Annotated in this window: 25 protein-coding genes and 1 pseudogene; 11 read left to right on the top strand and 15 right to left on the bottom strand. The window is 69.3% G+C overall.

From position 1 onward, the window contains the following. The 8 genes and pseudogenes from E4O86_RS05845 to mazG form a co-directional block, all read left to right on the top strand. Nucleotides 1–283, top strand: a pseudogene (locus E4O86_RS05845) (hypothetical protein); the annotation flags it as partial. 87 nt (nucleotides 284–370) lie between these two features. After that, nucleotides 371–1528 carry a D-alanyl-D-alanine carboxypeptidase family protein gene (locus tag E4O86_RS05840; RefSeq protein WP_161139582.1) on the top strand — a complete coding sequence of 386 codons (1158 nt, stop codon included), beginning with the start codon at nucleotides 371–373 and terminating at the stop codon, nucleotides 1526–1528. Beyond that, on the top strand, nucleotides 1519–2175 hold the full coding sequence (gene tmk, locus E4O86_RS05835) for a dTMP kinase (RefSeq protein ID WP_161139581.1): 657 nt from the start codon (nucleotides 1519–1521) through the stop codon (nucleotides 2173–2175). The genes E4O86_RS05840 and tmk overlap by 10 nt, the downstream gene beginning before the upstream one ends. Beyond that, a complete protein-coding gene (locus tag E4O86_RS05830; RefSeq protein ID WP_161139580.1) occupies nucleotides 2175–3251 on the top strand; it encodes a DNA polymerase III subunit delta' in 1077 nt (358 codons plus the stop codon). The genes tmk and E4O86_RS05830 overlap by 1 nt, the downstream gene beginning before the upstream one ends. Before the next feature lie 28 nt (nucleotides 3252–3279). After that, a complete protein-coding gene (gene metG / locus E4O86_RS05825) occupies nucleotides 3280–4839 on the top strand; it encodes a methionine--tRNA ligase (RefSeq protein WP_161139579.1) in 1560 nt (519 codons plus the stop codon). Between the two features lie 4 nt (nucleotides 4840–4843). Continuing rightward, the gene (locus E4O86_RS05820) at nucleotides 4844–5623 is read left to right on the top strand and encodes a TatD family hydrolase (RefSeq protein ID WP_161139578.1); all 780 of its coding nucleotides are present in this window, start codon (nucleotides 4844–4846) and stop codon (nucleotides 5621–5623) included. 9 nt (nucleotides 5624–5632) lie between these two features. After that, nucleotides 5633–6442 carry an MBL fold metallo-hydrolase gene (locus tag E4O86_RS05815; protein ID WP_161139577.1) on the top strand — a complete coding sequence of 270 codons (810 nt, stop codon included), beginning with the start codon at nucleotides 5633–5635 and terminating at the stop codon, nucleotides 6440–6442. Nucleotides 6443–6651: 209 nt separating this feature from the next. Then, nucleotides 6652–7470: a nucleoside triphosphate pyrophosphohydrolase gene (mazG, locus tag E4O86_RS05810; protein ID WP_161139576.1), complete on the top strand. Its 819-nt coding sequence runs from the start codon at nucleotides 6652–6654 to the stop codon at nucleotides 7468–7470. A gap of 16 nt (nucleotides 7471–7486) precedes the next feature. Here mazG and hflX read toward each other — a convergent pair whose 3' ends face one another. The 9 genes from hflX to dusB form a co-directional block, all read right to left on the bottom strand. Then, a complete protein-coding gene (gene hflX / locus E4O86_RS05805; RefSeq protein ID WP_161139588.1) occupies nucleotides 7487–8848 on the bottom strand; it encodes a GTPase HflX in 1362 nt (453 codons plus the stop codon). Between the two features lie 30 nt (nucleotides 8849–8878). Further along, nucleotides 8879–9127: an RNA chaperone Hfq gene (gene hfq, locus E4O86_RS05800; RefSeq protein WP_161139575.1), complete on the bottom strand. Its 249-nt coding sequence runs from the start codon at nucleotides 9125–9127 to the stop codon at nucleotides 8879–8881. A 99-nt stretch (nucleotides 9128–9226) separates the two neighbouring features. Continuing rightward, nucleotides 9227–10084 (bottom strand): D-amino-acid transaminase, encoded by an 858-nt coding sequence (locus E4O86_RS05795; RefSeq protein ID WP_161139574.1) that lies wholly within the window; start codon nucleotides 10082–10084, stop codon nucleotides 9227–9229. Nucleotides 10085–10121: 37 nt separating this feature from the next. Next, entirely contained in the window at nucleotides 10122–11498 is a 1377-nt protein-coding gene (gene trkA, locus E4O86_RS05790) for a Trk system potassium transporter TrkA (RefSeq protein WP_161139573.1), read from the bottom strand. 33 nt (nucleotides 11499–11531) lie between these two features. Further along, nucleotides 11532–12893 carry a nitrogen assimilation response regulator NtrX gene (gene ntrX / locus E4O86_RS05785; RefSeq protein WP_161139572.1) on the bottom strand — a complete coding sequence of 454 codons (1362 nt, stop codon included), beginning with the start codon at nucleotides 12891–12893 and terminating at the stop codon, nucleotides 11532–11534. Then, on the bottom strand, nucleotides 12894–15110 hold the full coding sequence (locus E4O86_RS05780) for a sensor histidine kinase NtrY-like (protein WP_205520728.1): 2217 nt from the start codon (nucleotides 15108–15110) through the stop codon (nucleotides 12894–12896). 160 nt (nucleotides 15111–15270) lie between these two features. After that, entirely contained in the window at nucleotides 15271–16713 is a 1443-nt protein-coding gene (gene ntrC, locus E4O86_RS05775; RefSeq protein WP_161139571.1) for a nitrogen regulation protein NR(I), read from the bottom strand. Continuing rightward, on the bottom strand, nucleotides 16710–17864 hold the full coding sequence (locus tag E4O86_RS05770; RefSeq protein WP_161139570.1) for a two-component system sensor histidine kinase NtrB: 1155 nt from the start codon (nucleotides 17862–17864) through the stop codon (nucleotides 16710–16712). Before E4O86_RS05770 ends, ntrC begins: the two co-directional genes overlap by 4 nt. Beyond that, nucleotides 17864–18886 (bottom strand): tRNA dihydrouridine synthase DusB, encoded by a 1023-nt coding sequence (dusB, locus tag E4O86_RS05765; protein WP_161139569.1) that lies wholly within the window; start codon nucleotides 18884–18886, stop codon nucleotides 17864–17866. Before dusB ends, E4O86_RS05770 begins: the two co-directional genes overlap by 1 nt. A gap of 93 nt (nucleotides 18887–18979) precedes the next feature. Between dusB and E4O86_RS05760 the strand changes: the two genes are divergently transcribed. Together E4O86_RS05760 and E4O86_RS05755 are read left to right on the top strand one after the other, a co-directional pair. Beyond that, nucleotides 18980–20185, top strand: a complete 1206-nt coding sequence (locus tag E4O86_RS05760; protein ID WP_161139568.1) for a bifunctional 2-C-methyl-D-erythritol 4-phosphate cytidylyltransferase/2-C-methyl-D-erythritol 2,4-cyclodiphosphate synthase — start codon at nucleotides 18980–18982, stop codon at nucleotides 20183–20185. Then, nucleotides 20182–20673 carry a CinA family protein gene (locus E4O86_RS05755; RefSeq protein WP_161139567.1) on the top strand — a complete coding sequence of 164 codons (492 nt, stop codon included), beginning with the start codon at nucleotides 20182–20184 and terminating at the stop codon, nucleotides 20671–20673. The genes E4O86_RS05760 and E4O86_RS05755 overlap by 4 nt, the downstream gene beginning before the upstream one ends. A 13-nt stretch (nucleotides 20674–20686) precedes the next feature. Here the strand turns inward: E4O86_RS05755 and E4O86_RS05750 are convergent, their stop codons facing one another. The 6 genes from E4O86_RS05750 to msrB all read right to left on the bottom strand — a co-directional run bounded on the left by E4O86_RS05750 (nucleotide 20687) and on the right by msrB (nucleotide 25938). Further along, nucleotides 20687–21157: an SRPBCC family protein gene (locus tag E4O86_RS05750; RefSeq protein ID WP_161139566.1), complete on the bottom strand. Its 471-nt coding sequence runs from the start codon at nucleotides 21155–21157 to the stop codon at nucleotides 20687–20689. Between the two features lie 4 nt (nucleotides 21158–21161). Continuing rightward, the gene (gene lipA, locus E4O86_RS05745) at nucleotides 21162–22124 is read right to left on the bottom strand and encodes a lipoyl synthase (RefSeq protein WP_161139586.1); all 963 of its coding nucleotides are present in this window, start codon (nucleotides 22122–22124) and stop codon (nucleotides 21162–21164) included. 10 nt (nucleotides 22125–22134) lie between these two features. Continuing rightward, a complete protein-coding gene (locus tag E4O86_RS05740; protein WP_161139565.1) occupies nucleotides 22135–22389 on the bottom strand; it encodes a GlsB/YeaQ/YmgE family stress response membrane protein in 255 nt (84 codons plus the stop codon). A 167-nt stretch (nucleotides 22390–22556) separates the two neighbouring features. Then, nucleotides 22557–23780, bottom strand: a complete 1224-nt coding sequence (locus tag E4O86_RS05735; RefSeq protein ID WP_161139564.1) for a DUF8173 domain-containing protein — start codon at nucleotides 23778–23780, stop codon at nucleotides 22557–22559. Nucleotides 23781–23847: 67 nt separating this feature from the next. Further along, nucleotides 23848–25266 carry a dihydrolipoyl dehydrogenase gene (gene lpdA / locus E4O86_RS05730; RefSeq protein WP_161139563.1) on the bottom strand — a complete coding sequence of 473 codons (1419 nt, stop codon included), beginning with the start codon at nucleotides 25264–25266 and terminating at the stop codon, nucleotides 23848–23850. A 156-nt stretch (nucleotides 25267–25422) separates the two neighbouring features. Then, a complete protein-coding gene (gene msrB, locus E4O86_RS05725; RefSeq protein ID WP_425500113.1) occupies nucleotides 25423–25938 on the bottom strand; it encodes a peptide-methionine (R)-S-oxide reductase MsrB in 516 nt (171 codons plus the stop codon). Between the two features lie 83 nt (nucleotides 25939–26021). Between msrB and E4O86_RS23915 the strand changes: the two genes are divergently transcribed. Beyond that, entirely contained in the window at nucleotides 26022–26582 is a 561-nt protein-coding gene (locus tag E4O86_RS23915) for an SET domain-containing protein (protein WP_343039104.1), read from the top strand. Nucleotides 26583–26629: the final 47 nt, after the last annotated feature.

Genomic DNA, 26629 nt, shown 5'->3' with positions numbered 1-26629 from the left:
GGCGAGGCCGGAGCCGGCCGTCGCCGCGCGCGCGCCCGACGCGCCGACCGCGGTCGCGCTGCTCGCGGCGACCGACGCTCCGCTCGACATCTACCGCGCGGTCCTGATGACCGACCGGCCGCTCGCGCCGCAGCCGGCATCCTTCACGATGCCCGACGCCGCGCCCGGGCTTCCGGTCGCCAGGCCGGAGGCTTCGGCGCCCGCCTTCACGACGTCCTATGCCGCCGCCTCGGGCGAATGGGCGTTCCCTGCGCTCGGGGCGATCGACTCGCTCGTCCGCTGAGCCCCGCGCCTCCCGCCGCCGCGCAGGCTTGATCCCGCGGCGGCGTGCCCTTTATCGTTGCGGGGGCGCTCGAGGAACAAAGCGGACATGCACATCCTTGCTTTGATGCGGATCGCCGTCGGCCTTGCCGTCGGGCTCGCCGCCGTCCCGGCCGTGGCCCAGCCCGCCTTCGACACGAAGGCGAAGCACGCGATCCTGATGGACTATGACAGCGGGACGGTGCTCTTCGAGAAGGCCGCCGACGAGCCGACGCCCCCCGCCTCGATGGCGAAGATGATGGTCGCCGAATACGTCTTCAACGCGCTGAAGCATGGCCGCCTCTCCCTGGATGACGAATTCACCGTTTCCGAGCATGCCTGGCGCACCGGCGGCGCGGCGTCGGGCGGCTCCACGATGTTCGCCCAGCTCAATTCCCGCATCCGCCTGGAGGACCTGCTCCGCGGCATGATCGTCCAGTCGGGCAACGACGCCGCCATCGTGATCGCGGAGGGGATCGCCGGCTCCGAATTCGCCTTCTCCGACCTCCTCAACAAGCGCGCCAAGGAGATCGGCCTCGAGAATTCGACATTCCGCAATGCCACGGGCCTGCCCGATCCGGAGCAGCGGGTGACGGTGCGCGACCTCGCGATGCTCGCCCGCCATATCATCCGCGAATATCCGGACCTCTACAAAATGTTCGCCGAGCCGGAATTCACCTGGAACAAGATCACGCAGCGGAACCGCAATCCGCTGCTCAACGAAGGCATCGGCGCCGACGGCCTGAAGACCGGCTATATCGCCGAGGCGGGCTACGGGCTTACGGCATCGGCCGTCGCCAACACGCAGCGCCTCATCCTGTCGATGAACGGGCTCTCGTCGCCCCGCGAGCGCGAGCAGGAAGCCCGGAAGCTGATGGAATGGGGCTTCCGCTCGTTCCGGCAGGTCACGCTCTTCGAGCCCGACGAGGTCGTCGCCGAGGCGTCCGTCTATGGCGGGGTGCAGGGCCGCGTCCCGCTCAAGGCGGAGGGTGCCGTCCGCGTGCTCGTGGCGCGGTCCGGGGAATCCGACCTCAAGGCCCAGGCCGTCTATACCGGCCCGCTCATGGCCCCGGTCGCGGCGAACCAGGAAGTCGGAACGCTGAAGATCTGGAACGGCGACCAGCTGATCCAGGAGACGCCGCTTCATACGGCCGGCGATGTCGGCCGCGGCAGCCTCCACCAGCGCGCCTTCGATGCGCTCGGCGAATTGCTGCTCGGGTGGCTGTGACCGCGCGCGGGCGCTTCATCACGCTGGAGGGCGGGGAGGGGGCAGGGAAATCGACCCATGCGCGCGCCCTCGCCGCCTGGCTGCGGGCGATGGGCCGCGACCCCGTGCTGACGCGCGAGCCGGGCGGCACGCCCCATGCCGAGGCGCTCCGCGCGATGCTGCTGGACGGTCTCGTGGCGCCGTTCGGCGCCGAAGCCGAAGCGACCGTCTTCGCCATCGCGCGATCGGACCACATGGCGCGGATCATCAGGCCGGCGCTTTCCGAAGGCCGCTGGGTGGTCTGCGACCGGTTCATCGATTCCACGCGCGCCTATCAGGGTGCCGCCGGCGTCGCGGACGAGACGCTGCTGGCGCTCGAGCGGATCGCGATCGGCGCCGACAGGCCGGACCTGACGCTCGTCTTCGATTTGCCGGCCGCCGAGGGGCTCGCCCGTGCGGCCCGGCGGAACGAAGGCGCCGACCGCTTCGAGCAGGACGTGCTCGCCGTCCATGAAGCCCGGCGCGCGGCTTTCCTCGCTATCGCGCGGAGCGAGCCTGACCGCTGCGTGCTGATCGACGCGACGCTGCCGGTCGCGGCGGTATCGGGTGCCGTCGAGGCCGCCGTCCTGGCGCGCTTCGGAGCCGAGATCGAAGGCCGGGGAGGCTGATGGCGCGCGCTGCGAAGCCGGCCGTGGAGCAGCCGCCCCACGATGCGCTCGACGGCGTGCCGCTCCCGCGCGAGACGTTCCGCCTCGTCGGCCATGCGGAGGCCGAGCGCGAGCTCCTGTCCGCCTATCGGTCGGGCCGCATGCACCATGCCTGGCTCCTCGCCGGCATGCGCGGCATCGGCAAGGCGACGCTCGCGTTCCGGTTCGCGCGGTTCGTGCTTTCCCATCCCGATCCCGGATCGGAGGCGGTTGCGCGCGCCGTCGACCTCGCTGCCGATCCGGCCGGCCGGCCCGCGCACCTGATGGCGGTCGGCGCGCACCCGAACGTGCTTCACCTTCAGCGCGACTGGGACGAGCGGGCGAAACGGCACAGGACCGAAATATCGGTCGGCGCGGTGCGCAGGCTCATTCCGTTCCTCGGCACGACGGCCGGCGAAGGCCGTTGGCGCTTCGTGATCGTGGACACCGCCGACGACCTCAACCGGAACGCCGCGAACGCCCTCCTGAAGTCGCTCGAGGAGCCCCCGAAGGAGACCGTCTTCCTGATCCTCTGCGAATCCGCCGGCCGTCTCCTGCCGACGATCCGGTCGCGATGCCGCCTTCTCACGCTCGGGCCGCTCGACGATCGGGAAGCGGCGCTCGTCGCGGGGTTCGGCGATCTCGACCCGGCGCGCGACCCGGAGGCCCGGATCGCGCTCGCGCTCGCCGGCGGCAGCGCCAGGCGGCTCATCGAGCTCCGCGAGGCGAGGGGCGTCGAGCTCTACCGGCTTCTCCTTCGCGCCATCGAAGGAGGCGACCGATCGGCGATGACCAGACTCGGGGACACCGCGCTCGACCAGCGCGGCGGCGGATACGGCCAGGTCCTCGATCTCCTGCTCGGCTATCTGCACCGCCGCGTCCGCGGCCGTCCGGAGCCGGATCCGGGCGCGCGCCCGGCCGCCTTGCCGCTTGTCACCTGGGCGGAGCTGTGGGAAAAGGCCACGCTCGCCGGCCAGGAGGTCGAGACCTACAATCTCGACTCGAAGCAGTTCGTCGTCGATCTCCTGGAGACGGCTGCCGCCGCCGGACAGCGCTGAAGCCCCGCGTCCTGCCAGTCTGAAGGCCATGCCCGCGAAGCCGACCTATTACCTCACGACGCCGATCTTCTATCCGAACGGCGCGCCGCACATAGGGCATGCCTACACGGCGCTCGCGAGCGATGCGCTCGCGCGTTTCCAGCGGCTCGACGGGAAGGACGTCTTCTTTCTCACCGGCACCGACGAGCACGGCCTGAAGATGCAGCAGACGGCCGTCAAGGAAGGGCTCACGCCCCGGCAGCTGGCCGACCGCAATTCCGAACGGTTCCGCGAACTGGTCGCGGCCCTCGGCTGCACCAACGACGACTTCATCCGCACCACCGAGGAGCGGCACTACCGCGCCTGCCAGGAAATCTGGCGCCGGATGGAGGCGAACGGCGACATCTATCTCGGCAAGTATGCCGGCTGGTATTCCGTGCGGCAGGAAGCATTCTTCGACGAGGGCGAAACCATCGTCGGCGACGACGGCGTCCGCCGCGAGCCGCTCGGCTCGCCGGTCGAATGGGTGGAGGAGGAGAGCTACTTCTTCCGGCTCTCCGCCTATCAGGAGCGGCTTCTCGCGCATTATGAGGCGAACCCGGATTTCGTCGGCCCGCGCGAGCGGCGCAACGAGGTCGCGAGCTTCGTGAAGGCCGGCCTCAACGACCTCTCCATCTCGCGGACGACCTTCGACTGGGGCGTTCCGGTCCCGAACGATCCGCGCCATGTCATGTATGTCTGGGTCGACGCGCTCACGAACTACGTGACGGCGGCCGGATTTCCGGATCCCGAAGCGCCGCGCTGGCGCTACTGGCCGGCGGATCTCCACGTCATCGGCAAGGACATCGTGCGCTTCCACGCCGTCTATTGGCCGGCCTTCCTGATGTCGGCCGGCCTGCCGCTTCCGAAGCGCGTCTTCGCCCACGGCTTCCTCTTCAACCGCGGGGAGAAGATGTCGAAGTCGGTCGGCAACGTCATCGACCCGTTCGAGATGATCGCGCGCTACGGCCTCGACCAGGTGCGCTACTTCTTCCTGCGCGAGGTGTCGTTCGGCCAGGACGGATCCTACAATCACGACGCGATCGTGGGCCGGATCAACGCCGATCTCGCCAATGACCTCGGCAACCTGGCGCAGCGTTCCCTGACGATGATCGGGCGGAACTGCGGCGCGGCCGTTCCCACGCCCGGACCTTTCACCGCAGCGGACGAGGATCTCCTCGCATCCGCCGACGCGCTTCTGGAGAAGTGCCGGGCCGCCGTTTCCGAGCAGGCCCTGCATGCCGCGCTCGCGGCGATCTGGCAGGTCGTCGGCGACGCCAACCGCTATTTCGCGGGCCAGGAGCCCTGGGCGCTCCGCAAGAGCGACCCGGACCGGATGGCGACGGTCCTCTACGTGACGGCCGAAATCCTGAGGACCGTGGCGATCCTCGCCCAGCCGGTCCTGCCGGCCGCCGCGGGGAAGCTTCTCGATCTGCTCGCGGTCGGGCCGGACGCGCGCGGATTCGCGAGCCTCGGACCCGCCGGCAGGATCGCGCCCGGCACGGCGCTTCCGGAGCCGCAGCCGATCTTTCCGCGCTACGTCGAGAAGGATGCGGGCGAGGGCGCCTGAAACCATGCTCGTCGACAGCCATTGCCACCTCGACTTTCCGGATTTCGCCCAGGAGATAGACGCCGTCGTGGCGCGCGCGGAGGCGGCGGGGATCGTCCGGATGGTGACGATCTCCACCCGGGTGCGCGAGGCCGAACGGGTGAAGAGCGTCGCAGACCGATTTCCCAATGTATACAGATCGATCGGGACGCATCCTCACAATGCCGACGAGGAACTCGACGTGACGGCCGACGACCTCCTGCGCCACGCGGAGGATCCCAAGGTGGTCGCGATCGGCGAGGCGGGCCTGGACTATTTCTATGACAACGCCCCGCGCGCCGCGCAGGCGCGGGGGCTGCGCGTCCACATCGATGCCGCCCGCCGGTCCGGGCTGCCGCTCGTGATCCACTCGCGCGACGCCGATGACGACATGTGCCGCATCCTGGAGGAGGAATCGGAAATCGGCGCGTTCCCTGCGGTCCTCCATTGCTTCTCGTCCGGCCGGAAGCTCGCCGAGACCGGGATCCGCCTCGGCCATTACGTGTCCTTTTCGGGCATCCTCACCTTTAACCGCTCGGAGGAGCTGCGCGCGATCGCGCGCGACCTTCCGTCCGACAGGCTGCTCGTCGAGACGGACGCGCCATATCTCGCGCCGCCGCCTTACCGCGGCAAGCGGAACGAGCCCTCCTATGTCGTGAAGACGGCCGAGGTGCTCGCGCGGACGCGCGGCATTCCGTTCGAGACGATCGCGGAAGAGACCAGCCGGAACTTCTTCCGCCTGTTCTCCCGCGTGCCGGCCGCGTAGGTCGGGACGATGCCGTCGGTCCTCAAGGTCACCGTCCTCGGCTGCGGCTCGTCGCCGGGCGTTCCGCGCATCGGCAATCATTGGGGCGACTGCGACCCGGACGAGCCCAGGAACCGGCGGCGGCGCTGCTCCGTCCTGCTGGAGCGCATCGGCCCGGAGGGAACGACCCGCGTGCTCGTCGACACCAGCCCCGATCTCAGGGACCAGGCGATCGACGCGGAGATCGGGTGGATCGACGCCGTCCTCTACACGCATGCGCATGCCGACCACATCCACGGCATCGACGACCTACGCGGCTTCTTCATCAACATGCGCAGGAAGGTCGACATCCATGCCGACGCGCCCACGCTCGAGCGGCTGAAGGAAGGCTTCCGCTATTGCTTCGAGACTCCGCCCGGCAGCGACTATCCGCCGATCCTGACGGCGCACCTGATCGATCCTGACCGCGAAATCGTGGTCGAGGGCCGCGGCGGGCCGATCAGGGCGATGCCCGTCGTCCAGGTGCACGGCCGGACACGTTCGCTCGCATTCCGCGTCGGGGGCTTCGCATATTCGCCGGACGTGAACGATCTCGACGACGAAGCGCAGTACAGGCTGCGGGATCTCGACGTCTGGGTCGTCGACGCGTTGCGCTACACCTCGCATCCCAGCCATTTCTCGGTCGACGAGGCGCTGGCCTGGATCGAACGTCTGAAGCCGAAGCAGGCCTATCTGACCCATATGCACATCGACCTCGACTACAACGTGCTCTGCGGACGGCTTCCGGCGCATGTCCGGCCGTCATATGACGGCATGAGCTTCGAGCTGCCGCTCGACTGACCGACCCGGCGGCGGCCTATGGACAAGGAGACGGCGGCGATACACGGGACGAGCCCCGGCGCAGACCGTTCCGCGGTGATGGATTCTGGTTCCATAACATATCTTATGCGAATCGGAGCGGCGTGTGTTCGGCTCCCCCCGGACCTGCCCCTCTCGCCAGATGGATGTCACACGGCCAGGGCTCGACCGCCCGCCGCCCGGGAGGCCCGATGAACACGCGCCACGATATCGACCGGCTCCTCGCGATCATGGCCGCGTTGCGGACGCCGGGCACCGGCTGCCCGTGGGACCTCGAGCAGACCTTCGCGACGATCGTCCCCTATACGATCGAGGAAGCCTACGAGGTGGCCGAAGCGGTCGAGCGCGGCGACCTCGACGACCTCAGGGATGAACTCGGCGACCTCCTGCTGCAGGTCGTGTTCCACGCGCGCATGGCCGAGGAAGGCGGCGCGTTCGCCTTCGGCGACGTGGTGGACGCGATCGCGGCGAAGATGGTCCGCCGGCACCCGCACGTCTTCGGCACCGGCGATGCGGCAACGGCCGCGGCGGTGAAGGTCCGCTGGGACGAGATCAAGGCGCTCGAGAAGCGCGAGCGCCGCGCCCCGCGGCCGGCCGAGCCGGAAGGGCTGCTCGACGATGTGCCGCGGGCGCTGCCCGCTTTGATCGAGGCCGTGAAGCTCCAGAAGCGCGCCGGCACGGTCGGGTTCGACTGGAACGACATCGGCGCCGTGATCGCCAAGATCCGCGAGGAGATCGGCGAGCTCGAGGCGGAGATCGACGCCGGCGATCCGGCGCGGCTGGAGGACGAGATCGGCGACCTTCTCTTCGCCGTCGGCAACCTCGCCCGGCATGCCGGAATCGACCCCGAGACGGCGCTGCGCGGGACGAACGCCAAGTTCCGCCGGCGCTTCCGCGCGATCGAGGCCGTGCTCGCCGCCGAAGGCCGTACCCCCGCGCAATCGGACCTCGACGAGATGGAGGCGCTCTGGGTGCGCGCCAAGGCGTCCGAGAAGGACCCGGCCGGCTAAGCCGGGTACGGGCGGTTCAGCCGCTCCGGACCGATGCGGCTGCGCCGGTCCGCCGGAGCCAGTCCTGGAACGACTTCATCCGCTTCTCCGGGATGCGCACCACGAGGCGCGTGGCGCCGGATCCCGCGTCGGTCGATCGGTCGAGCACCTCGGCGTTCTCGTAGAGCCAGGGCGCCTGTCCGGCCTGCTCGGGCGTGAGATCGAGCGTGACGGTCAGCCGGCTGCCGAGAAGCACCGCTTCGATCGTCGCGAGCAGGTCGTCGACGCCCTCCCCGGTCGTCGCCGAGACCGGCACGGCCTTCGGCTCGGCGCCGTCGGCCTTCCGCTTCAGCGCCTCGCTAGCCTCGGGGTTGAGCTGGTCGATCTTGTTCCAGACCTCGATGATGCGTCCCGGCGCCTCGGGGTCGACACCGAGCTCCCGCAGCACCGCCACCACGTCCGCGGCCTGCGCCTCCGTCTCCGGCGCGGCTATGTCGCGCACATGCAGGATGACGTCCGCCTCGATCACTTCCTCGAGCGTCGCGCGGAACGCCGCGACGAGCGTCGTCGGAAGCTCGGAGATGAAGCCGACCGTGTCGGAGACGATGACCTCCTCGCCATGCGGCAGCTTCACGCGCCGCAGCGTCGGGTCGAGCGTGGCGAAGAGCATGTGCTTCGCCAGCACGTCGGCGCCGGTCAGCCGGTTGAAGAGCGTCGACTTGCCGGCATTGGTGTAGCCGACGAGCGCGAGCACGGGCTGCGGCACGCTCTTGCGCTTGGCGCGGTGCACCTGGCGCATGTTGCGGACCGAGGCGAGTTCCTTTTCGATCGCCCTGATGCGGGTCTGGATCACCCGGCGGTCGGCCTCGATCTGCGTCTCGCCCGGACCGCCCAGGAAGCCGAAGCCGCCGCGCTGGCGCTCCAGGTGGGTCCACGAGCGCACCAGCCGGCTCTTCTGGTAATTGAGATGCGCGAGCTCGACCTGGAGGCGCCCCTCCTTGGTGTGGGCGCGGTCGCCGAAGATCTCCAGGATCAGGCCCGTCCGGTCGAGCACCTTGGCCGACCAGGCCTTCTCGAGATTGCGCTGCTGGACCGGGGTGACCGGATGGTCCACCACCACCAGCTCGGCATCGTGGATGCGCACGAGCGCGGCGATCTCCTCGACCTTCCCCGAGCCCATCAGGGTCGCGGGCACGGTCTTGCGGAGCGGCACGAGGATGCGCCCGAGCACGGCGACGTTCACCGCCTCCGCGAGGCCCGCGGCTTCGGCGAGCCGGCCCTCGGCGGTGCGCGTTTCGGGCCCCTCGCCGTCCCCGGCTCCGCGGACGACCGGCAGCACGACGAGGGCGCGCGCCGGCGGCCGCCGCGTTTCCGCTGCTCCGCCCCGCCTGCCCTTCAGTCTGTCGACGCTACGGTCGTGAGGCTCCAATCAATCCTCGGCGTCTTCGTGCTCCGGTTCGAAGAGTTGAACCGGATGCGACGGCATCACCGTCGAAATCGCGTGCTTGTAAACCAGCTGCGAATGTCCGTCCCTGCGCAGGAGCAGACAGAAGTTGTCGAACCACGTCACGATCCCCTGCAGCTTGACGCCGTTGACGAGGAAGATCGTAAGCGGAACCTTTGCCTTCCGGACGTGGTTGAGGAACGTGTCCTGAAGGTTGTGACTCTTTTCAGCCATTGATTGCGGCCCGGTCCATTTGTTGCCTTTCTACATTGCCCCGTTCTCGACCGACTGTCACCCCTTGGCGCTGCCCACAAGTTGGGCAGTCCGATCCGGTCAGGACAGTTCGGCCATTTCGTGAAAGGCCTTGCGGAGCCCGGACGCCACCGGACCCGGCCGCCCGCCCCCGACCGGCACGCCGTCGATCGTCACGACCGGCATGACGACAGTGGTCGCCGCGGTGATAAACGCCTCGCGCGCGGCCTTTGCTTCTGCCACCGTGAACTTGCGTTCCTCGATCTCCAACAGCTGCCGCCGCCCCAGATCGGCCGCCGTGCGCCGGGTGATTCCGGGCAGGATTCCCGTCCCGTCGGGACGCGTGACGAGCCGTCCGTCCTGCGTGACGATCCAGGCGGTGGTCGCCGCACCTTCCGTCACATAGCCGTCGCGGTCGACGAACCAGGCTTCGCGCGCACCCGCCTCCTTTGCCTGCTGGCGCGCGAGAACATTCGGCAGCAGGCCGACCGTCTTGATGTCGACCCGCGCCCACCGGTTCTCCGGCACCGTGATGACGGCGATCCCGTTCGCGGCGAGCGCGTCGTTCTTCGCGCGCGACGTGCTCCGGGCGGTCACAACGAGGGAGGGCTCCGTCTCCGGAACGGGGAAGACATGGTCGCGGCGCGCCACGCCGCGCGTGACCTGGACGTAGACGAGCCCGTCGCGAACCCGGTTCCGGCGGACGACCTCCCGCAGCACGATGCCGAGCGCGGCCCGGCTCATCGGCATCTTCATGGCGAGCTCGCGGAGCGAGCGCTCGAGCCGGTCGAGATGCCGGCTGCGGTCGACGAGCTTGCCGTGCCAGACCTCGCACACCTCGTAGACTCCGTCCGCGAACTGGTATCCGCGGTCCTCGACATGGACGACGGCTTCGCCGTGGGGAACATAGGCTCCGTTCACATAGGACACGCGCGACATCGAAGGTCCTCGATACGGCCGACACGGCCGGGTGCGATCAGAAATATTCCAGGCTGACGCGGGCCATCTGCTCCACGCGGGGCACCTGGTCGGCGGTCGCGAACATGATGAAGCGGTCGCCGGGCGCGATCTGGCTGTCGCCGTTGGGACTGATGACCTCGTTCTTGTGGATGATGGCGCCGATCCGCATGCCGTCCGGCAGGTCGAGATTGCGGAGCTGCCGCCCGACGAGCGGCGACGTCTCGAGCGCCTCGGCCTCGATCAGCTCCGCCGCCCCTTCCTGGATCGTGTGGACGTTGCGGATGCGGCCCCGGCGGACATGCTGGAGGATCCGCGAGATGGTGACCGCGCGCGGATTGACGTAGGCGTCGATCCCGACGCTGCGGGAAAGCGGCGAGAGCGCCGGGTCGTTGACGAGCGAAACGCTTCGCCGGCAACCGAGCTGCTTGGCGAGAGCGGCGCTGAGGATGTTGACCTTGTCGTCGTTGGTGAGCGCGATCATCGTGTCGGCCTGGTCGATGTCGGCCTCCTTGAGGATCGCCGCGTCGAGCGCCGAGCCGTTGAGAACGACGGTGCGGTCGAGCGCCTCGGCGATCTCCACCGCCCGATCGTGGTTCGATTCGATCACCTTGATCTTCGCGCGCGCATTTCGCTTTTCGAGGTTCTGCGCGACATAGAATCCGATATTGCCGCCGCCGCTGATCACGACGCGGGAGCCGAACTGCTCCTCCTTCCCGAAGACTGTGAGCGTGCGCTTCACCCTCCCCGTCTCGGTGACGACGTAGACGAGATCGCCCACGAACATCTGGTCGCGCGAATGCGGGACGAAGAGCTTGCCGTTCCGGACGATGCCGACCACCGTGGAGTTGAGGTCCGGAAAGAGCTCGGTGAGCTGCACGAGCGGCGTGTCGATGACCGGACAGTCCTCGCCGCAGACGATGCCGAGCATCGTGACGCGGTCGTCCGCGAACGAGATCGTCTCGACGGCGCCCGGCTGCGCAAGCCGGCGGAGCACCATCTCGCCGACCTCGACCTCCGGCGAGATGATGACGTCGATCGGCAAATGATCGCGCGAGAAGAGGTTGCTCCAGTGCTTCTGCAGGTAGCTCTGCGAGCGGACGCGCGCGATCTTGGTCGGGACGGCGAACAGCGAATGGGCGACCTGGCAGGCCACCATGTTCACCTCGTCGTAGAGTGTGACGGCGATGATCATGTCGGCTTCGTCGGCGCCGGCCTGCGCGAGCACGTCGGGATGCGCGCCGTGGCCCACGAAGCCGCGCACGTCGAGCGTTTCGCGGATCGCGGTGACGAGCCGCTGCGACTGGTCGATCACCGTCACGTTGTTGTTCTCGGCGGCGAGCCTGGCGGCGATGCCGAACCCGACCTGCCCGGCCCCACAGATCACCACGCGCATGGACGAGCCCCGCTGTTTCCCGCGTGCACCGGATCAGACGCCGAGGCTCTTCAGCTTGCGGTGCAGCGCGGACCTCTCCATACCGACGAACTCGGCCGTCCGCGAGATGTTGCCGCTGAATCGGTTGATCTGTGCAGTGAGATATTCTCGCTCGAACATCTCGCGCGCCTCCCGAAGCGGCAGCGACATGATGTGGGCGGCCCCCTGCGCGGGGCTCGAGGGGAGGATTTCCCCGATCTCCTGCGGCAGCATGTCGGCGGTGATCACGGCGTCGGGTGCCGCACGGGTGAGGATCAGCAGGCGCTCCACATTGTTGCGCAGCTGGCGCAGGTTGCCCGGCCAGTCATGCGCCTGGAGCACCGCCATGGCGTCCTCGCCGATCGTGCGCGGCGGCAGCCCGGTCTGGGCCGAGATCTGCATCATGAAGTGCTCAACGAGCTTGGGGATGTCCTCGCGACGTTCGGCGAGGGCGGGGACGCGCACTGGGACGACGCTCAGCCGATGGAAGAGGTCCTCCCGGAAGCGCCCCTCCTGGATCTCCTGCTCGAGATCGCGGGCTGTCGAGGAGAGGATGCGGACGTCCACCTTCACCTTGGTCGAGCCGCCGACCCGCTCGAAGGTCTGGTCGACGAGGACGCGCAGGATCCTGTTCTGCGTCTCGCGCGGCATGTCGGCGACCTCGTCGAGATAGAGCGTGCCGCCATGGGCCTCCTCGAGGGCGCCAACCTTCCGGCCCGAGCCGTTATGCGTCTCGGTGCCGAAGAGCTCGATCTCCATGCGGTCCGACGTCATGGCTGCGGCGTTCAGGACCACGAACGGCCCGGAAGCCCGCCGCGAGGCGGCGTGGATCGAACGCGCGGCGAGCTCCTTGCCCGATCCTGACGGGCCGAAGATCATCACCCGGCTGTTGGTCGGGGCGATCCGCTCGATGAGCTGGCGGAGATGGGTGATGGCGCTCGAAGTCCCGACGAGCTGCTCGGAGGCCCCTGCCCGCTGCTTCAGGTCGGCGACCTCGCGCCGGAGCTTCGACGCTTCGAGCGCGCGCTCGGCGACGAGCACCAGGCGGTCGGCCTTGAACGGTTTCTCGATATAGTCGTAGGCGCCGCGCTTGATCGCGGAAACGGCGGTCTCGATGTTGCCGTGCCCGGAGATGATGACGACGGGCAGATCGGGATGCTCGGTGTGGATCGCATCGAGCAGGGTCAGTCCGTCGAGCCGGCTCCCCTGGAGCCAGATGTCCAGGAAGACGAGACTCGGCCGCCGGGCCGTGATCGCGGCGAGCGCGGAATCGCTGTCGGCCGCCTTCCGCGTCCCGTGGCCCTCGTCCTCGAGGATGCCCGCAACGAGCTCCCGGATATCTGCTTCGTCGTCCACAACGAGAATGTCGGTCGCCATCTAAGCGCCCTCCGCAGCTTGCCTGGTGGGTGTCGGCGTCGACGCGGCGGCGACAGCCTCGTGGCCGACGGGAAAGGTGAGACGGACCAGGGCCCCGGTCCTGCCCTCGCCGATCCATGGCGGATCGAGGAGCGCGACGGACCCGCCATGCTCCTCCATGATCTTCCGCACGATGGCGAGACCGAGCCCGGTGCCCTTCTCCCGGGTCGTCATATAGGGTTCGAGCAGGGCTTCGCGCGCCTCCTGCGGCAGGCCCTTGCCGTTGTCCTCGACGTCGATCACGGCGGCGCCCTGGTCCTCGCTGACCCGGACGAGGATGAGACCCGAGGCATTCGCGCCGCCGCGTCCCTCGATCGATTCGGTCGCGTTCTTCACCACGTTGGTGAGCGCCTGGGTCACGAGCCGGTGGTCGACATTCGCCATCACGGCCTCGTCCGGCAGCGCCAGCTCGAACCGGATGTTCGGATTGCCCACCTCCTGCAGGAAGACGGCCTCCCGCACGACCTCCCGGAGGTCGCGCTCGTCCATCTGCGGCTTCGGCATCCGCGCGAAGGCCGAGAATTCGTCGACCATCCGCCGGATGTCGCCGACCTGGCGGACGATCGTGTCCGTGCACTGGTCGAACACCTTGCGGTCGTCCTCCGCGACCCGTGCGCCGAAGCGCCTCTTCAGCCGCTCGGCCGAGAGCTGGATCGGGGTGAGCGGGTTCTTGATCTCGTGCGCGATGCGGCGCGCGACGTCGGCCCAGGCGGACCGCCGCTGCGCCGCGACGAGATCGGTAATGTCGTCGAGGGTGATCACGAAGCCGTCGAGGCGACCCTTGAGACGCTCCTGCGTGACCTTCACGTTGAGGGTCCGGCTGTCACCCTCGCGGACGATCTGGACCTGGCCCTCGGTCGGCCCGCGCAGGCGCTGGCGCGCCTCCTCCAGCATCGGCGCGAGCTCCGGGACCGTTTCGGCGAGGGCGTGGCCGAGCAGGTCCCCTTCCGGCATCCTCAGCGCCTCGGTGGCGGAACGGTTGGCGAGCGTTACGCGGCCGTCCTTGTCGAGCCCGATCACGCCCGCCGAGACGCCGGAAAGGACAGCCTCGGTGAAGCGGCGGCGCTCGTCGAGCTGGTCGTTGGTCGCGAGGAGCTCGTCGCGCTGCGACCTGAGCTGGCTCGTCATCGTGTTGAACGTGTGGCCGAGGAGGTTGATGTCCCCCACACCGCTTGCGGACGGCACCCGGACATCGAGATTGCCGCTCGAGATCTCGCTCACGGCGGAGATGAGCCGCCGGATCGGCGTGACCAGGCGGTCGGCGAAGCCGAGCCCGATCCAGATGGCCGAGAGAAGCACGACGAGCGCGACGCCGATGAAGAGGATCGCGAATGCCACCTGCACGCCGAAGCGGTTGGCCCGCAGCTCCTCGTATTCGGCCGCGTTCTCCTCCGTCAGCCGCAGATAGCGCGTCACCCGCGGATCGATCGGCCGCGCCAGATAGAGATAGACGTCCTCGAGAGCCGCAAGCTTGATGACGCCGCCGACGAGATTGGTGGTGCCGGGCGCGATCAGCGACGGGCGGCCCGCATCCGCCTCCGCGAAGATGTTCTCCGGCGGCGGCGGCACCTCCAGATTGGTGCGCGTCTGCCCCTCGATGATGGGGCTGCCGTCGCGGTGGATCAGTTCCGCCGCCGAGAGCCCCCGCAGGTCGGCCTGGTTGGTGAGGTAGGCGGCGATCGCATCCCGGTTCGCACCGATGTCCGGCCTGACGCGGTTGAACTCGCCGGCGATCGCCAGGAGATCGAGCGCCAGCGTGCGGCTGTGCTCCTGGACATAGGCCTGCGCCACGGTCCGGGAGGTGGCCACGATCGCCTGGGTGCGTTCGGAGAACCAGCGGTCGAGGCCCTTGTCGAGCGTGATCGAGGCGATGACGGCCATGAAGATCGCCGGCAGCGCCGCGACGAACGAGAAGAGCGTGATGATCCGGACATGGAGCCGCGCCGCCGCCCGGCCGCGCCGGCGCGCGAGCCAGATGCCGAACGCCTCGTAGGCGACCACCCCGATCAGGAGCAGGACCAGCAGGCCGTTCACGATGCCGGCCGTGCGCACGACCGCCGGCGTGGGCTGGATCTTGGTCTCCCCCGTGAGCACCAGGAACGAGACGAAGGCCGCCGCCAGCGCCAGAATGACGATCAGCAGGCCGAGGGCGCGGCCGAGCCGCATCCTGTCCGTCATTCCCGGCGGGTTCGGTTGATCGGATTGCGGAACGTGGTCCGCAGTGGCCGCCATGGCGTGATTCGCCTTCGGTTCTCGAATCGATCGTGCATTCGACGATGCAGGAACGCAACAGCCGTGACCAATATGTCACGAATGGGGCGCCGGGCGATATCCGGCGCTAGATGCTCCGGCGGGAGACCTGGATGTCGAGATCCCGCATCTTCTTGCGCAGCGTGTTGCGGTTGAGCCCGAGCAGCTCCGAGGCCTTGATCTGGTTGCCCCGCGTTGCGCCGAGCGCCGCGCTGATGAGCGGCAGTTCCACCTCCCGCAGGATGCGGTGATAGAGGCCCGGCGGCGGCAGGTTGGCGCCGAACTCGGCGAAATAGCGGTTGAGGAAGCGCTCGACCGCGCCGTTGAGGTCGTTCGCGTCCTCGTCCGCGACGTGGCTCTCCAGCTCGACGCCGGGATTGAGCTCGGCCTCGACGACCGCCGCGGTGATCCGCTCCTGCGGATAGAGCGCGGTGAGCCGGCGGATGAGGTTCTCGAGCTCGCGGATATTGCCCGGCCAGCGGTAGCGCTGCATTGCCTCGAGCGCGCCGGCCTCCACGGTCTTGGCCGGCAGGCCCTGCTTCTCCGCGAGCGCCAGGAAATGGCGGACCAGATCGGGGATGTCGTCGGCGCGCTCGCGCAGCGGCGGAAGCCGGATCGGCACGACGTTCAGCCGGAAGAACAGGTCCTCCCGGAAGAGCCCCTGCCGGATGAGGTTGCGGAGATCCTTGTTGGTGGCGGCGACGATGCGGACATCGGTGCGGATCGGGGTGCGGCCGCCGACGGTCGTGTATTCGCCCTGCTGCAGCACGCGCAGGAGCCGCGTCTGGGCGTCCATCGGCATGTCGCCGATCTCGTCGAGGAAGAGCGTGCCGCCTTCCGCCTGCTCGAAGCGGCCGGCAGAGCGCGTCTGCGCGCCCGTGAAGGCGCCGCGCTCGTGGCCGAAGAGCTCCGATTCGATGAGATCGCGCGGGATCGCCGCCATGTTGACCGCCACGAACGGGCCCTTGCGTCGCTTGCCGTAATCGTGGAGCGCGCGCGCGACCAGCTCCTTGCCGGTCCCCGATTCGCCGCTGATCATCACCGTGAGGTCGGTCTGCATCAGCCGGGCGAGGATCCGGTAGATGTCCTGCATCGCCGGCGAGCGCCCGACGAGCGGCAGCTCCTCCGGCCGGTCCTCCTCCGCGGCCGGCCGGCGCGGCCCGCGCGGCTCGGCCATCGCGCGGCCAACCACCGCGACGAGCTCCTTCAGGTTGAAGGGCTTCGGCAGGTAGTCGTAGGCGCCCTTTTCCGAGGCCCGGATCGCCGTCATGAAGGTGTTCTGGGCGCTCATGACGACGACGGGCAGGTCGGGGCGCGTGCGCTTGATGCGCGGCAGGAGATCGAAGACGTTCTCGTCCGGCATCACCACGTCCGTCACCACGACGTCGCCCTCGCCTTCGGCGACCCAGCGCCAGAGGGTGGCGGCGTTCGAGGTCAGGCGGACCGAATAGCCGGCCCGCGACAGCGCCTGGTTCAGGACGGTCCGGATGGCGGCGTCGTCATCGGCAACCAGCACGGTTCCGGTGGTCATGGCTGATCCTCGCTGCGGGCCGGGCCTTCCTCGGTGAATGCAGGCATCAGGAGCCTGAAGACGGTACGCCGCGGCTGCGATTCGCACTCGATCACCCCGCCGTGGTCGCCCACGATCTTTGCCACGAGCGCGAGACCGAGCCCCGTCCCGTTCGCCTTCGAGGTGACGAACGGGTCGAAGAGGTAGGGCAGCATGTCGTCGGGCACGCCCGGGCCGTTGTCGATGACGGAGAACTCGAGCGGAAGGCTGACCTTGCTCCGGCTTCCCGGCACCGCGAGCCGGATGCCGGGCCGGAACGCCGTGCGCAGGATGATCTCGCCGTCGCGCGCCGGCCCGATCGCCTCGGCCGCGTTCTTCAGGAGATTCAGGAAGACCTGAACCAGCTGGTCGCGGTTGGCGAAGACCGGCGGCAGCGACGGGTCGTATTCCTCGAGGATCTTGATGCCGCGGGCGAACCCGCTCCGCGCGATCGTCTTCACCCGTTCGAGGACGACGTGGATGTTGACCGGTTCGCGCTGCACCGGGCGTTCGTCGGCGAACACCTCCATCCGGTCGACGAGCCCGACGATCCGGTCCGTCTCGTCCTGGATGATGCGGGTGAGCGCGCGGTCGCCGGGGTCGGCATCCGCCTCGAGGAGCTCGGCGGCGCCTCTTATGCCGGAGAGCGGGTTCTTGATCTCGTGGGCGAGCATCGCGGCGAGGCCGGTGACCGTGCGCGCGGCGCCGCGATGGGTGAGCTGGCGGTCGATCTTCTCGGTGACCGAGCGCGGCAGGAACATCATGGCGACGTGGCCCGGATGCTCCGCGACGGGCGAAGCGTAGATGTCCACCACGCGGTCCGAGCCGATGCGCGGCGAGCTGATGTCGACGCGGTACTCGGAGACCGCCGCGCCGCGCTCGCGCACCTGGTCGAGAAGGTTGAGGAGCGGACTGCCGAACGGCGCATAGCGCTCGAGATCGTGCCGGGAGAGCACCGCCGCACTGGCCTGGAAGAAGTCCTCGGCGGCCTGGTTCGCGCCCACGATCCGGCCGGCCGGATCGACGAGCAGCACCGGATGAGGCAGCGCATCGAGAACCGCCGGCGCCGTCTCCTCCCAAACGGAGCGGCCCGTTCCCGCCAGCGATTGCGAGGAGGGCTTGGACTGGGCCATCAGGCTGCCTCCAGGTAGCTCGTGCCGAGCGCGTCGGCGAGGATCCGGGCAACCTCGTCCCCGCACTCCGAGGTGAGCGCGGCGCGGCGCATGTCCGGCGCGACCGGCTGCGGCAGGCGGTCGAAGTACCAGCCGATATGCTTGCGTGCCGCCCGGACGCCGACGCGCGCGCCGTAATGCGACAGGATCGCCCGATAATGTCCGACCACGAGATCCGCGCGTTCCGGCCCGGTCGGAGCGGGGCGCGGCGGCCGGCCGGCGAGCGCCGCGCCGATCTGCCCGACGATCCAGGGCCGGCCGCAGGCGCCGCGGCCGATCATCACGCCGTCCGCCCCGGACGCCGCGATCATCGCCTTGGCGTCGACGAGGCTCGCGGCATCGCCGTTCGCGATCACCGGGATCGAGACTGCCTCCTTGACGGCCCTTATCGCCCGCCAGTCCGCCCTGCCCTCGTAGAACTGGCAGCGGGTCCGGCCGTGCACCGTCACCAGCGCGATGCCGGCGGCCTCGGCGCGGGCCGCGAGTTCCGGCGCGTTGATGCTCGCCTCGTCCCATCCGAGCCGCATCTTCAGGGTCACCGGCACGGAGGCGGCGCCGACCACGGCGTCGATGATCCGGAGAGCGCGGTCCATGTCGCGCATCAGCGCCGACCCGGCGTAGCCGGTCGTCACCCGCTTGGCCGGGCAGCCCATGTTGATGTCGACGATCCGGGCGCCGGAAGCCTCCGCCACCCGCACCCCCTCGGCCATCGCCTCGGGCTCGCGGCCGGAGAGCTGCACCACGTGGACCGCAATTCCCTCGCCTTCGGCGCGCAAACGTGCTTCCTCCGTGAGGCGGCCGGATGCCTCGCAAGCCACCATCTCCGAAATGACGAGGCCGGCCCCGTACCGCGCCGCAATCCGCCGGAGCGGGAGGTCCGTCACGCCGGACATCGGCGCGAGGAAGGCTCGGTTTGGCACCTCGACCGTGCCGATCCGAAGCGGTTCCTTAAAGTTCGATGGGCCCACTGAACAAAACTTCATCAACTACCGTTCTGCTCATATTATCATCAGTCGCGCTGTTCAAGCCACCGCGACGATCTTCCTTGCATATGGTATCGGGGCGCCGTGTCGCAGATGCCCTCCCCTGATCGCGAATCCGACGTCGTGGCCCTGGTCGTCGCGGCGGGGCGCGGCCTGCGCTCGGGCCAGCCGGTCCCCAAGCAATACGCGCAGCTCGCCGGCACGACGGTGCTTCGGCGGACCTTGCAGGCGCTTTCGGCGACCGGCCGGTTCTCGCGGATCGCGGTGGTCATCCATCCCGACGACCGGCTCGTCTACGAGGAGGCCGCGTCGGGTCTTCCCGGAATGACGCCGCCGGTCGAGGGCGGGCCGACCAGGCAGGATTCCGTTCGCCTGGGCCTCGAGGCGCTGGCGAGCGACCCGCCCGGGCTCGTTTTCATCCACGATGCCGCGCGGCCGCTGGTCTCCGCCGCCCTCGTCGCCCGGATCCTCAACGCCGCAGGGCCGTCTCACGGCGTCGTTCCGGCGCTTCCCGTCTCCGAGACCCTCAAGCGGGTACACTCGAACACGATTGCGGAGGACGTCGCGCGCGAGGGGATCTGGGCCGTCCAGACACCGCAGGCATTTCCGTTCGGCGCGATCCTCGAGGCCCATCGCGAAGCGCAGGCCTTCGGCCGCTCGAACCTCACCGACGATGCCGCGGTCGCCGATCTCGCGGGCCTGCCCACCCACGTGGTCGCCGGCGACAGGCTCAACATCAAGCTGACCACGCCGGCAGACTTCCGGATGGCGGAGCTGCTCCTGGAGAGACTGATGGAGACCCGGATCGGGCACGGCTACGACGTCCACGCCTTTGCGGTCGGAAGCGCCGTCACGCTGTGCGGGATCAGCATTTCCCACGAGGCGAAGCTGCACGGTCATTCCGACGCGGATGTCGGCCTGCACGCGCTCACGGATGCCGTGCTCGGCGCGGTCGCCGAGGGCGACATCGGCGACCATTTTCCCCCGAGCGACCCGCGATGGAAGGACGCGCCATCCGCGCAGTTCCTCGCCTTTGCGGTCGAGCGGGTGCGCAGCCGCGGGGCGCGGCTCGTCAACCTCGACCTCACCATCGTGTGCGAGGCGCCGAAGATCGCGCCGCATCGCGCCGCGATGCGGCAGAGGGTCGCCGAGATCGCGGGGCTCTGCACCGACCGCGTCAGCGTGAAGGCGACGACGAGCGAGCGCCTCGGCTTCACGGGACGAAGAGAGGGGATCGCCGCCTTCGCGACCGCGACGGTGCAGGTGCCCGCAGGCGAACCTCCGGAGGTTCCCGCATGACCTACGACGAGATCGTCTCGCAGGCCGCCGAGTTCCTCGGCGAGCTCCGCAGCAGGACGCTCCGGATCGTCACCGCCGAATCCTGCACCGGCGGCCTGATCGCAGCCGCCCTGACGGAGACCGCCGGTTCGTCCGACGTCTTCGAGCGCGGCTTCGTCACTTATTCCAACGAGGCGAAGACGGAGCTTCTCGGGGTTCCGGCCGCTCTCGTCGCGCGCGAAGGGGCCGTCAGCGAAGCGGTTGCCCGCGCCATGGCGGAAGGCGCGCTCGCGCATTCGCGCGCGGATCTTTCCGTGGCCGTGACGGGAGTGGCGGGCCCGGGCGGCGGGACGGCGGCGAAGCCCGTCGGTCTCGTCCATATCGCGGCGGCGCGGAGCGGGGGAGCGACCGTCCACCGGGAATGCCGGTTCGGGGATATCGGCCGCCGCCCCGTCCGGCTCGCGACCGCAGAGGCCGCGCTCGCGCTCGTGCGGCGGCTGGCCGGCTGACCGGCGGTTCGCATCAGGCGCCGCTCGCCGCGGACGCGCCGCCATAGACGGCATCCGCCCGTGCCTCGAAGGCATGCGCGAAGGTGCGGAACACGCGCTCGAACATCGTGCCCATCAGGAGCGCCAGCGTGCGGCTGCGGAACTCGTACTCGATGCAGAAACTGATCAGCGATCCGCCCTCGGGATGCGGCTCGAAGGTCCACCGGTTCTCCATGGACCGGAACGGGCCGTCCAGATAGTCGGCCCTGATCTGGAGGGCGGGCCGGTCGAGCGTGACCTTGCTCGTGAAGGTCTCGCGGACGAGCTTGTAGCCCACCGTCATGTCGGCGACGAGGATCTCGCACCCGCCGTCGCGGCGCCGCGCCCGCACGTCGAGCCGCTCGCAGAAGGGCACGAATTCCGGATAGCGCTCGACGTCGGCGACGAGCTCGAACATCTGCTCGGGCGGATGCGGGACACGGCGGGTCGTCCTGAACTCGGGCACGGGATCAGCCGCGGCTCGCGCGCGCGGCCTTCAGCCGGGCGAAATCCTCGCCGGCATGGTGCGACGAGCGTGTGAGCGGGCTCGCGGAGACGAGGGAAAAGCCCTTGGCGTAGGCGATCGTCTCGTAGGACTTGAAGGCCTCCGGCGTCACGAATTCCCGCACGGGATGGTGCTTGCGGGTCGGCTGCAGGTACTGCCCGATGGTCAGGAAGTCGACATCGGCGGTCCTGAGATCGTCCATGAGCTGCAGCACCTCGTTCCGCGCCTCACCCAGGCCGACCATGATCCCGGACTTCGTGAACATCTGCGGATCGAGTTCCTTCACCCGCTGGAGCAGGCGGAGCGAATGGAAGTAGCGGGCGCCGGGCCGGACCGTCAGGTAGAGCGAGGGGACCGTCTCCAGATTGTGGTTGAAGACGTCCGGCCGCGCCTCCACGACGGTTTCGAGCGCGCCGGGCTTGCGCAGGAAGTCCGGCGTGAGCACCTCGACCGTCGTTGCCGGCGCGCGGGCGCGGATCGCCCGGATGACGGCCGCGAAATGCCCTGCCCCGCCGTCCGGCAGGTCGTCGCGATCGACCGAGGTCACCACCACATGGGCGAGCCCCATCTTCGCCACCGCTTCGGCGACATGCTCCGGCTCGGCCTCGTCGACCGCGCCGGGAAGGCCCGTGCGCACGTTGCAGAAGGCGCAGGCCCGCGTGCAGGTATCGCCGAGGATCATGAAGGAGGCATGCTTCTTCGACCAGCACTCGCCGATATTCGGGCAGCCGGCCTCCTCGCACACGGTCACGAGCTTGTTCTCGCGGACGATGTCGCGCGTCTCGCGCCATTCCGGAGAGCCCGGAGCCCGAACGCGGATCCAGGCAGGCTTGCGGAGGACCTCCGTGTCCGGTCGGTGCGCCTTTTCGGGATGGCGTGGCCGGCTCTCGCCGGCCACCGGGCGAAGCGTGTCGATCAGCGTGACCAGGACAATCTCCTTATGCGCGGCCCCGGATCGCCCGCCATGCGAAGATGAGTATGCAGGCGCCGATGATGGCGATGATGCTCTGGGCGATCCAGCCGCCGGGCGGGATCACGTTCAGGGCCCGCAGGATCCAGTTGAGGACCACGGCGCCCAGGATGCCTAGGATGATGTTCGTGAGAAGGCCGTGTTCGGCCCGCATGATCTTCTCTGCGACCCACCCGGCGAGTCCGCCGAGGATGATCGTCATGATCCAGCCCACACCTTCCATTCACCCGCTCCTAAGCTGAGCCCCGCGCGACCCCCCGATCGCAGTTGAGAACGTGGATAAGGCGGCGAGGACCGTCAAGGAGAGTCTGGCCGGGCGCAGGTGGACCTTCGCGCCGGCGAGGTCAAGCGGCAGCCCGCATGGCAGGGCCGACGCGCCGGCATGCCTCCTCAAGCCCGCGCCTCGATCGCGGCGGTCGGCCGGAGCCGCCGCTTGGCGGCGAGCACCAGCGCGCCCGTGCCGAAGACGAGCGCGATCGCGACGAGCCAGCCGCCGGCGACCGGAACGAGCGACAGCAGGGCGAGGATCAGCGCGCCGAGCACGAGCCGCAGCACGGCCCCGCCGGCTCCGATTCCGTCGCCGAAGGAGCTGCCGCCGATGGCGATCGCGGCCGCGGCGAGCCCTCCGGCGAGGAGGAACGGCAGGAGGAGCAGGACGCCGAAACCGACCGGCAGCCCGACGATGGTCGCCATCAGGATCGCGCCAAGGATCGGCAGGAGCACCAAGGTCGCGATGCCGGCACCGAGACTCGCGAGCGGGCGGGCCCGCACGGCCGCCGCCGCCTGCTTCGCCGTCCCGTTCGCAAAGAGCATGAGGGCTAACCCGCTGAGGAGGACCGACCCGGCGAGCAGGGCAGCGAAGCCTATGCGCCGTGCCCAGGGCGGCAGGCGTCGCCAGCCGTGCGGCTCCGCAACCCTGACCGTGCCGGCCACCTGCGCACCGGGCCGGATCTCCGGCTCGGGACCCGCTTGAACCACGATGTCGCCGGAGACGATGGCGCCCGGAGCGAGCACGGTGCGACGGGTGGAGAGGATGAGGTCGCCGTCGATCCGGCCGGTGATGGTGGCGGTTCCCGCCATGAGGGAGGCGTTGCGCGCGACATGGCCCGCAACCTCGACCACGACGCCGCCCACCCAGAGCGATCCGCCGACATCCGTGCCCGGCGCGACCGTCACCGTGGCGCCGGCCGCCCGGAGATTGCCGCCGGTCGCCACGCTCGCGGTCACGACCGCGCCCGCGAGGCTGGCATCGCCGCCGATCCGGGCCGTGACGTCGATCGTCGCGCCGGCAGCGCGGAGCGCCCGACCGATGGCGCCCGCGACCGAGACCTTCGCTCCGGCGACCCGGACGCTCCGTTCCACCTCGCCGCGGACGCTCACCAGGGCGCCGGCGGCGCGGACATCGCGCGCCCGACCGGTGATCGCCACGCTCGCCGCCGTGACGGAGGCGTCGCCGCCCTGCGGATCGAAATCGAGGACCTGGCCGGACCGCGCCCGGTTCTCCTCCGGGCCGGGCATGTCCGACTGGGCGGGGGCCGCAGAGGCGCCAAAGACCAGCATCGCCGCAATGGCGAAGCCGATCGCGCGCCGCAGCAACGCATGGGGTTTGTCCATCGGCCCCCTCTCCCTCTCACGGAGACGCACAGGCGCGGCTCTCGCCCCCAATCCGGCCAAGAGCGTCCTAGACGTGGATCACCCGGCCGTAGGCATCGAGCACGCTCTCGTGCATCGTCTCGGAGAGCGTCGGATGGGGGAAGACCGCCTGGATCAGCTCCTCCTCCGTCGTCTCCAGATTCATCGCGATCACGAAGCCCTGGACGAGTTCCGTCACCTCCGCCCCGACCATGTGGGCGCCGAGAAGCTGGCCCGTCTTCGCGTCGAACACCGTCTTCACCAGGCCCTCCGGCTCCCCGAGGGCGATCGCCTTGCCGTTTCCGACGAACGGGAAGCGGCCGACCTTCACCTCGTGGCCCGCCTCCCTGGCCTTGGCCTCGGTGAGGCCGACGGAGGCGATCTGCGGGTTGCAATAGGTGCAGCCCGGGATCTTCGCCTTGTCCATGGCATGCGGATGGAGGCCCTTGATCGCCTCGACGCAGACGACGCCCTCGTGCTCGGCCTTGTGCGCGAGCATCGGCGGACCGGCGACGTCGCCGATCGCATAGACGCCTTCCACGCTGGTCCGGCCGAACGGATCGGCCAGGATGATCCCGCGTTCGGTCCTGACGCCGAGTTCCTCGAGGCCGAGCCCCTCGACATTGCCGACCACCCCGACGGCCGAGATGACGCGGTCGACCTTCAGCGCCTCGGTCTTGCCGTCCTTCAGCTCGATCGTCGCGGTGACGTCGTTCGCGCCCTTGTCGAGCTTCGCGACCTTCGCCTCGGTCAGGATGCGGATGCCCTGCTTCTCGAAGCGCTTGCGGGCATGCGCCGCGATCTCGGCATCCTCGACCGGGAGGATCTGCGGCAGGATCTCGACCACCGTCACCTCGGCGCCGAGCGTGCGGTAGAAGGATGCGAACTCGATCCCGATCGCGCCGGAGCCGATGACAAGCAGCGATTTCGGCATCGCGTCGGGCGCCATCGCCTCGAAATAGGTCCAGACGAGCTTCCCGTCGGGCTCGAGCCCGGGCAGCGCGCGCGGCCGCGCTCCGGTGGCGAGGATGACGTGCTTCGCCTCGTAATCGCCGCCGCCGAGCGCACCCTTCGGCGCGTTCTCCGCCGCGGCGACCTGCACCCGGCCCTTGCCGGCGAGCCTGGCGGTGCCCCAGATCACGTCGATCTTGTTCTTCCGCATGAGGAAGCCGACGCCCTGGCTGAGCTGGCCGGCGACGCCGCGCGACCGCTTCACGACCGCGCCGATGTCGAAGCCGATCCCGGAGGCGGAAAGGCCGAATTCCTTCGCGTGGCTCATCAGGCCGTAGACTTCGGCGGAGCGCAGCAGGGCCTTGGTCGGGATGCAGCCCCAATTGAGGCAGATGCCGCCGAGATGCGACTTCTCGACGATGGCGGTGCGAAACCCGAGCTGCGCCGACCGGATGGCCGTCACATAGCCGCCCGGGCCGGCTCCGATCACGATGACGTCGTAGCCCCTTTCGGCCATGCGCTTCCCCCGCTTGTCTGCTGGCGGTCTCTTACCGCGATCGCAGGTCCGGCGCTACCGAAGCGGCGCACATGCCAGCCATGACGGGGCGAAATCGGCGGGACCGGCCCGCGCCAGGAGCGCGGGCCGGCTCTCGTCTGCCCCTCCGGGCGGAGGTCAGGTCGAGGCGGGCTCCGCCTCGCCCGGAGCGAAGCGCAGGGCGACGCCGTTCAGGCAGTGGCGCTTGCCGGTCGGCGGCGGACCGTCGTCGAAGATGTGGCCGAAATGGCCTCCGCAGCGGCGGCAATGGACCTCGGTCCGGCGCATGAAGAAGCTGTTGTCCTCCTTCGTGCCGATCGCGTTCGGCAGCGATTCCCAGAAGCTCGGCCAGCCGGTGCCGCTCTCGTATTTCGTCTTCGAGGAATAGACCGGAAGGTCGCAGCCGGCGCAGTGGAAGATGCCGGCACGCTTTTCGTTGTTGAGCGGGCTGGTGCCGGCGCGCTCCGTTCCTTCCTCGCGCAGCACGTAATATTGCTCGGGCGTCAGAAGGCGCTTCCATTCCGCGTCGGATCTCGCGATCTCGAAGGTCTCGGCCGACGCGCTGTCGGCGATCCGGCCGCGGCCGATAAGGCCGGCGGCAGCGGCGCCGAGGCCGGCGAGACCCGCTCCCAGGAACAGGCGCTTGCTCATCATGGTCCCCTCCATCGGAGATTTCGGCTCATCGACTACGCCCCATATGGTGGCCGGGTCGAGGCCCGTTGAGCGGACTCACGCACATGTCACCGATTGGGAAGTCGCGCTCCGCGATCCGTGAGGGCGGAAGGGCACGCGTGCGGCCGCGGCAGCGCCGATCCGGTTCCGCCGCGAAGCGGAAATTCTCCCCTGCGGTCCGCATTGGCGGCAGGAACACTTGCGTATGCGCGGCATTGTGCTTGAACTTTGGCCAATTGACCAAGGGCGAGGCCGAGATGGGTCTGGCGATAGCGCCGTCGCAGGTTCACGGCGACGGATGTTTCAGCACGCGGTGCGCGGACCCGGGCGAGTTGATCGCCGAGTGTCCCATCCTGATCCTGTCGCCGGACGAGATGGAGATCGTCCGGCGCACCTCCATGAAGGATTACGTCTTCTATCTTCGCGACGACGAAGCCGGATCCCAGGTGCCGTGGTGCGCGCTCGCGATCGGGCCCATCTCCTTCATCAACCACGACAGCGATCCGACCTGCGACTTCGCCCTCGACGAAGCGCGCGGTACCATCCGGCTCTTCGCCCGCCGCCCGATCCGGGCGCGCGAGGAGCTGACGATCGACTACGGCGACTACGCAGACGAGATCATCTAGGCCGCGGCGGCCGCGAAGCAGCGCCGCCTGCCGGCCGCGGCCGGTGC

This window comes from Propylenella binzhouense (assembly GCF_009866965.1).
Classification (GTDB): Bacteria; Pseudomonadota; Alphaproteobacteria; order Rhizobiales; family Afifellaceae; genus Propylenella; species Propylenella binzhouense.
The sequence above is the reverse complement of the archived record's forward strand: the minus strand, read 5'-3'. Positions and strand labels throughout refer to the sequence as shown.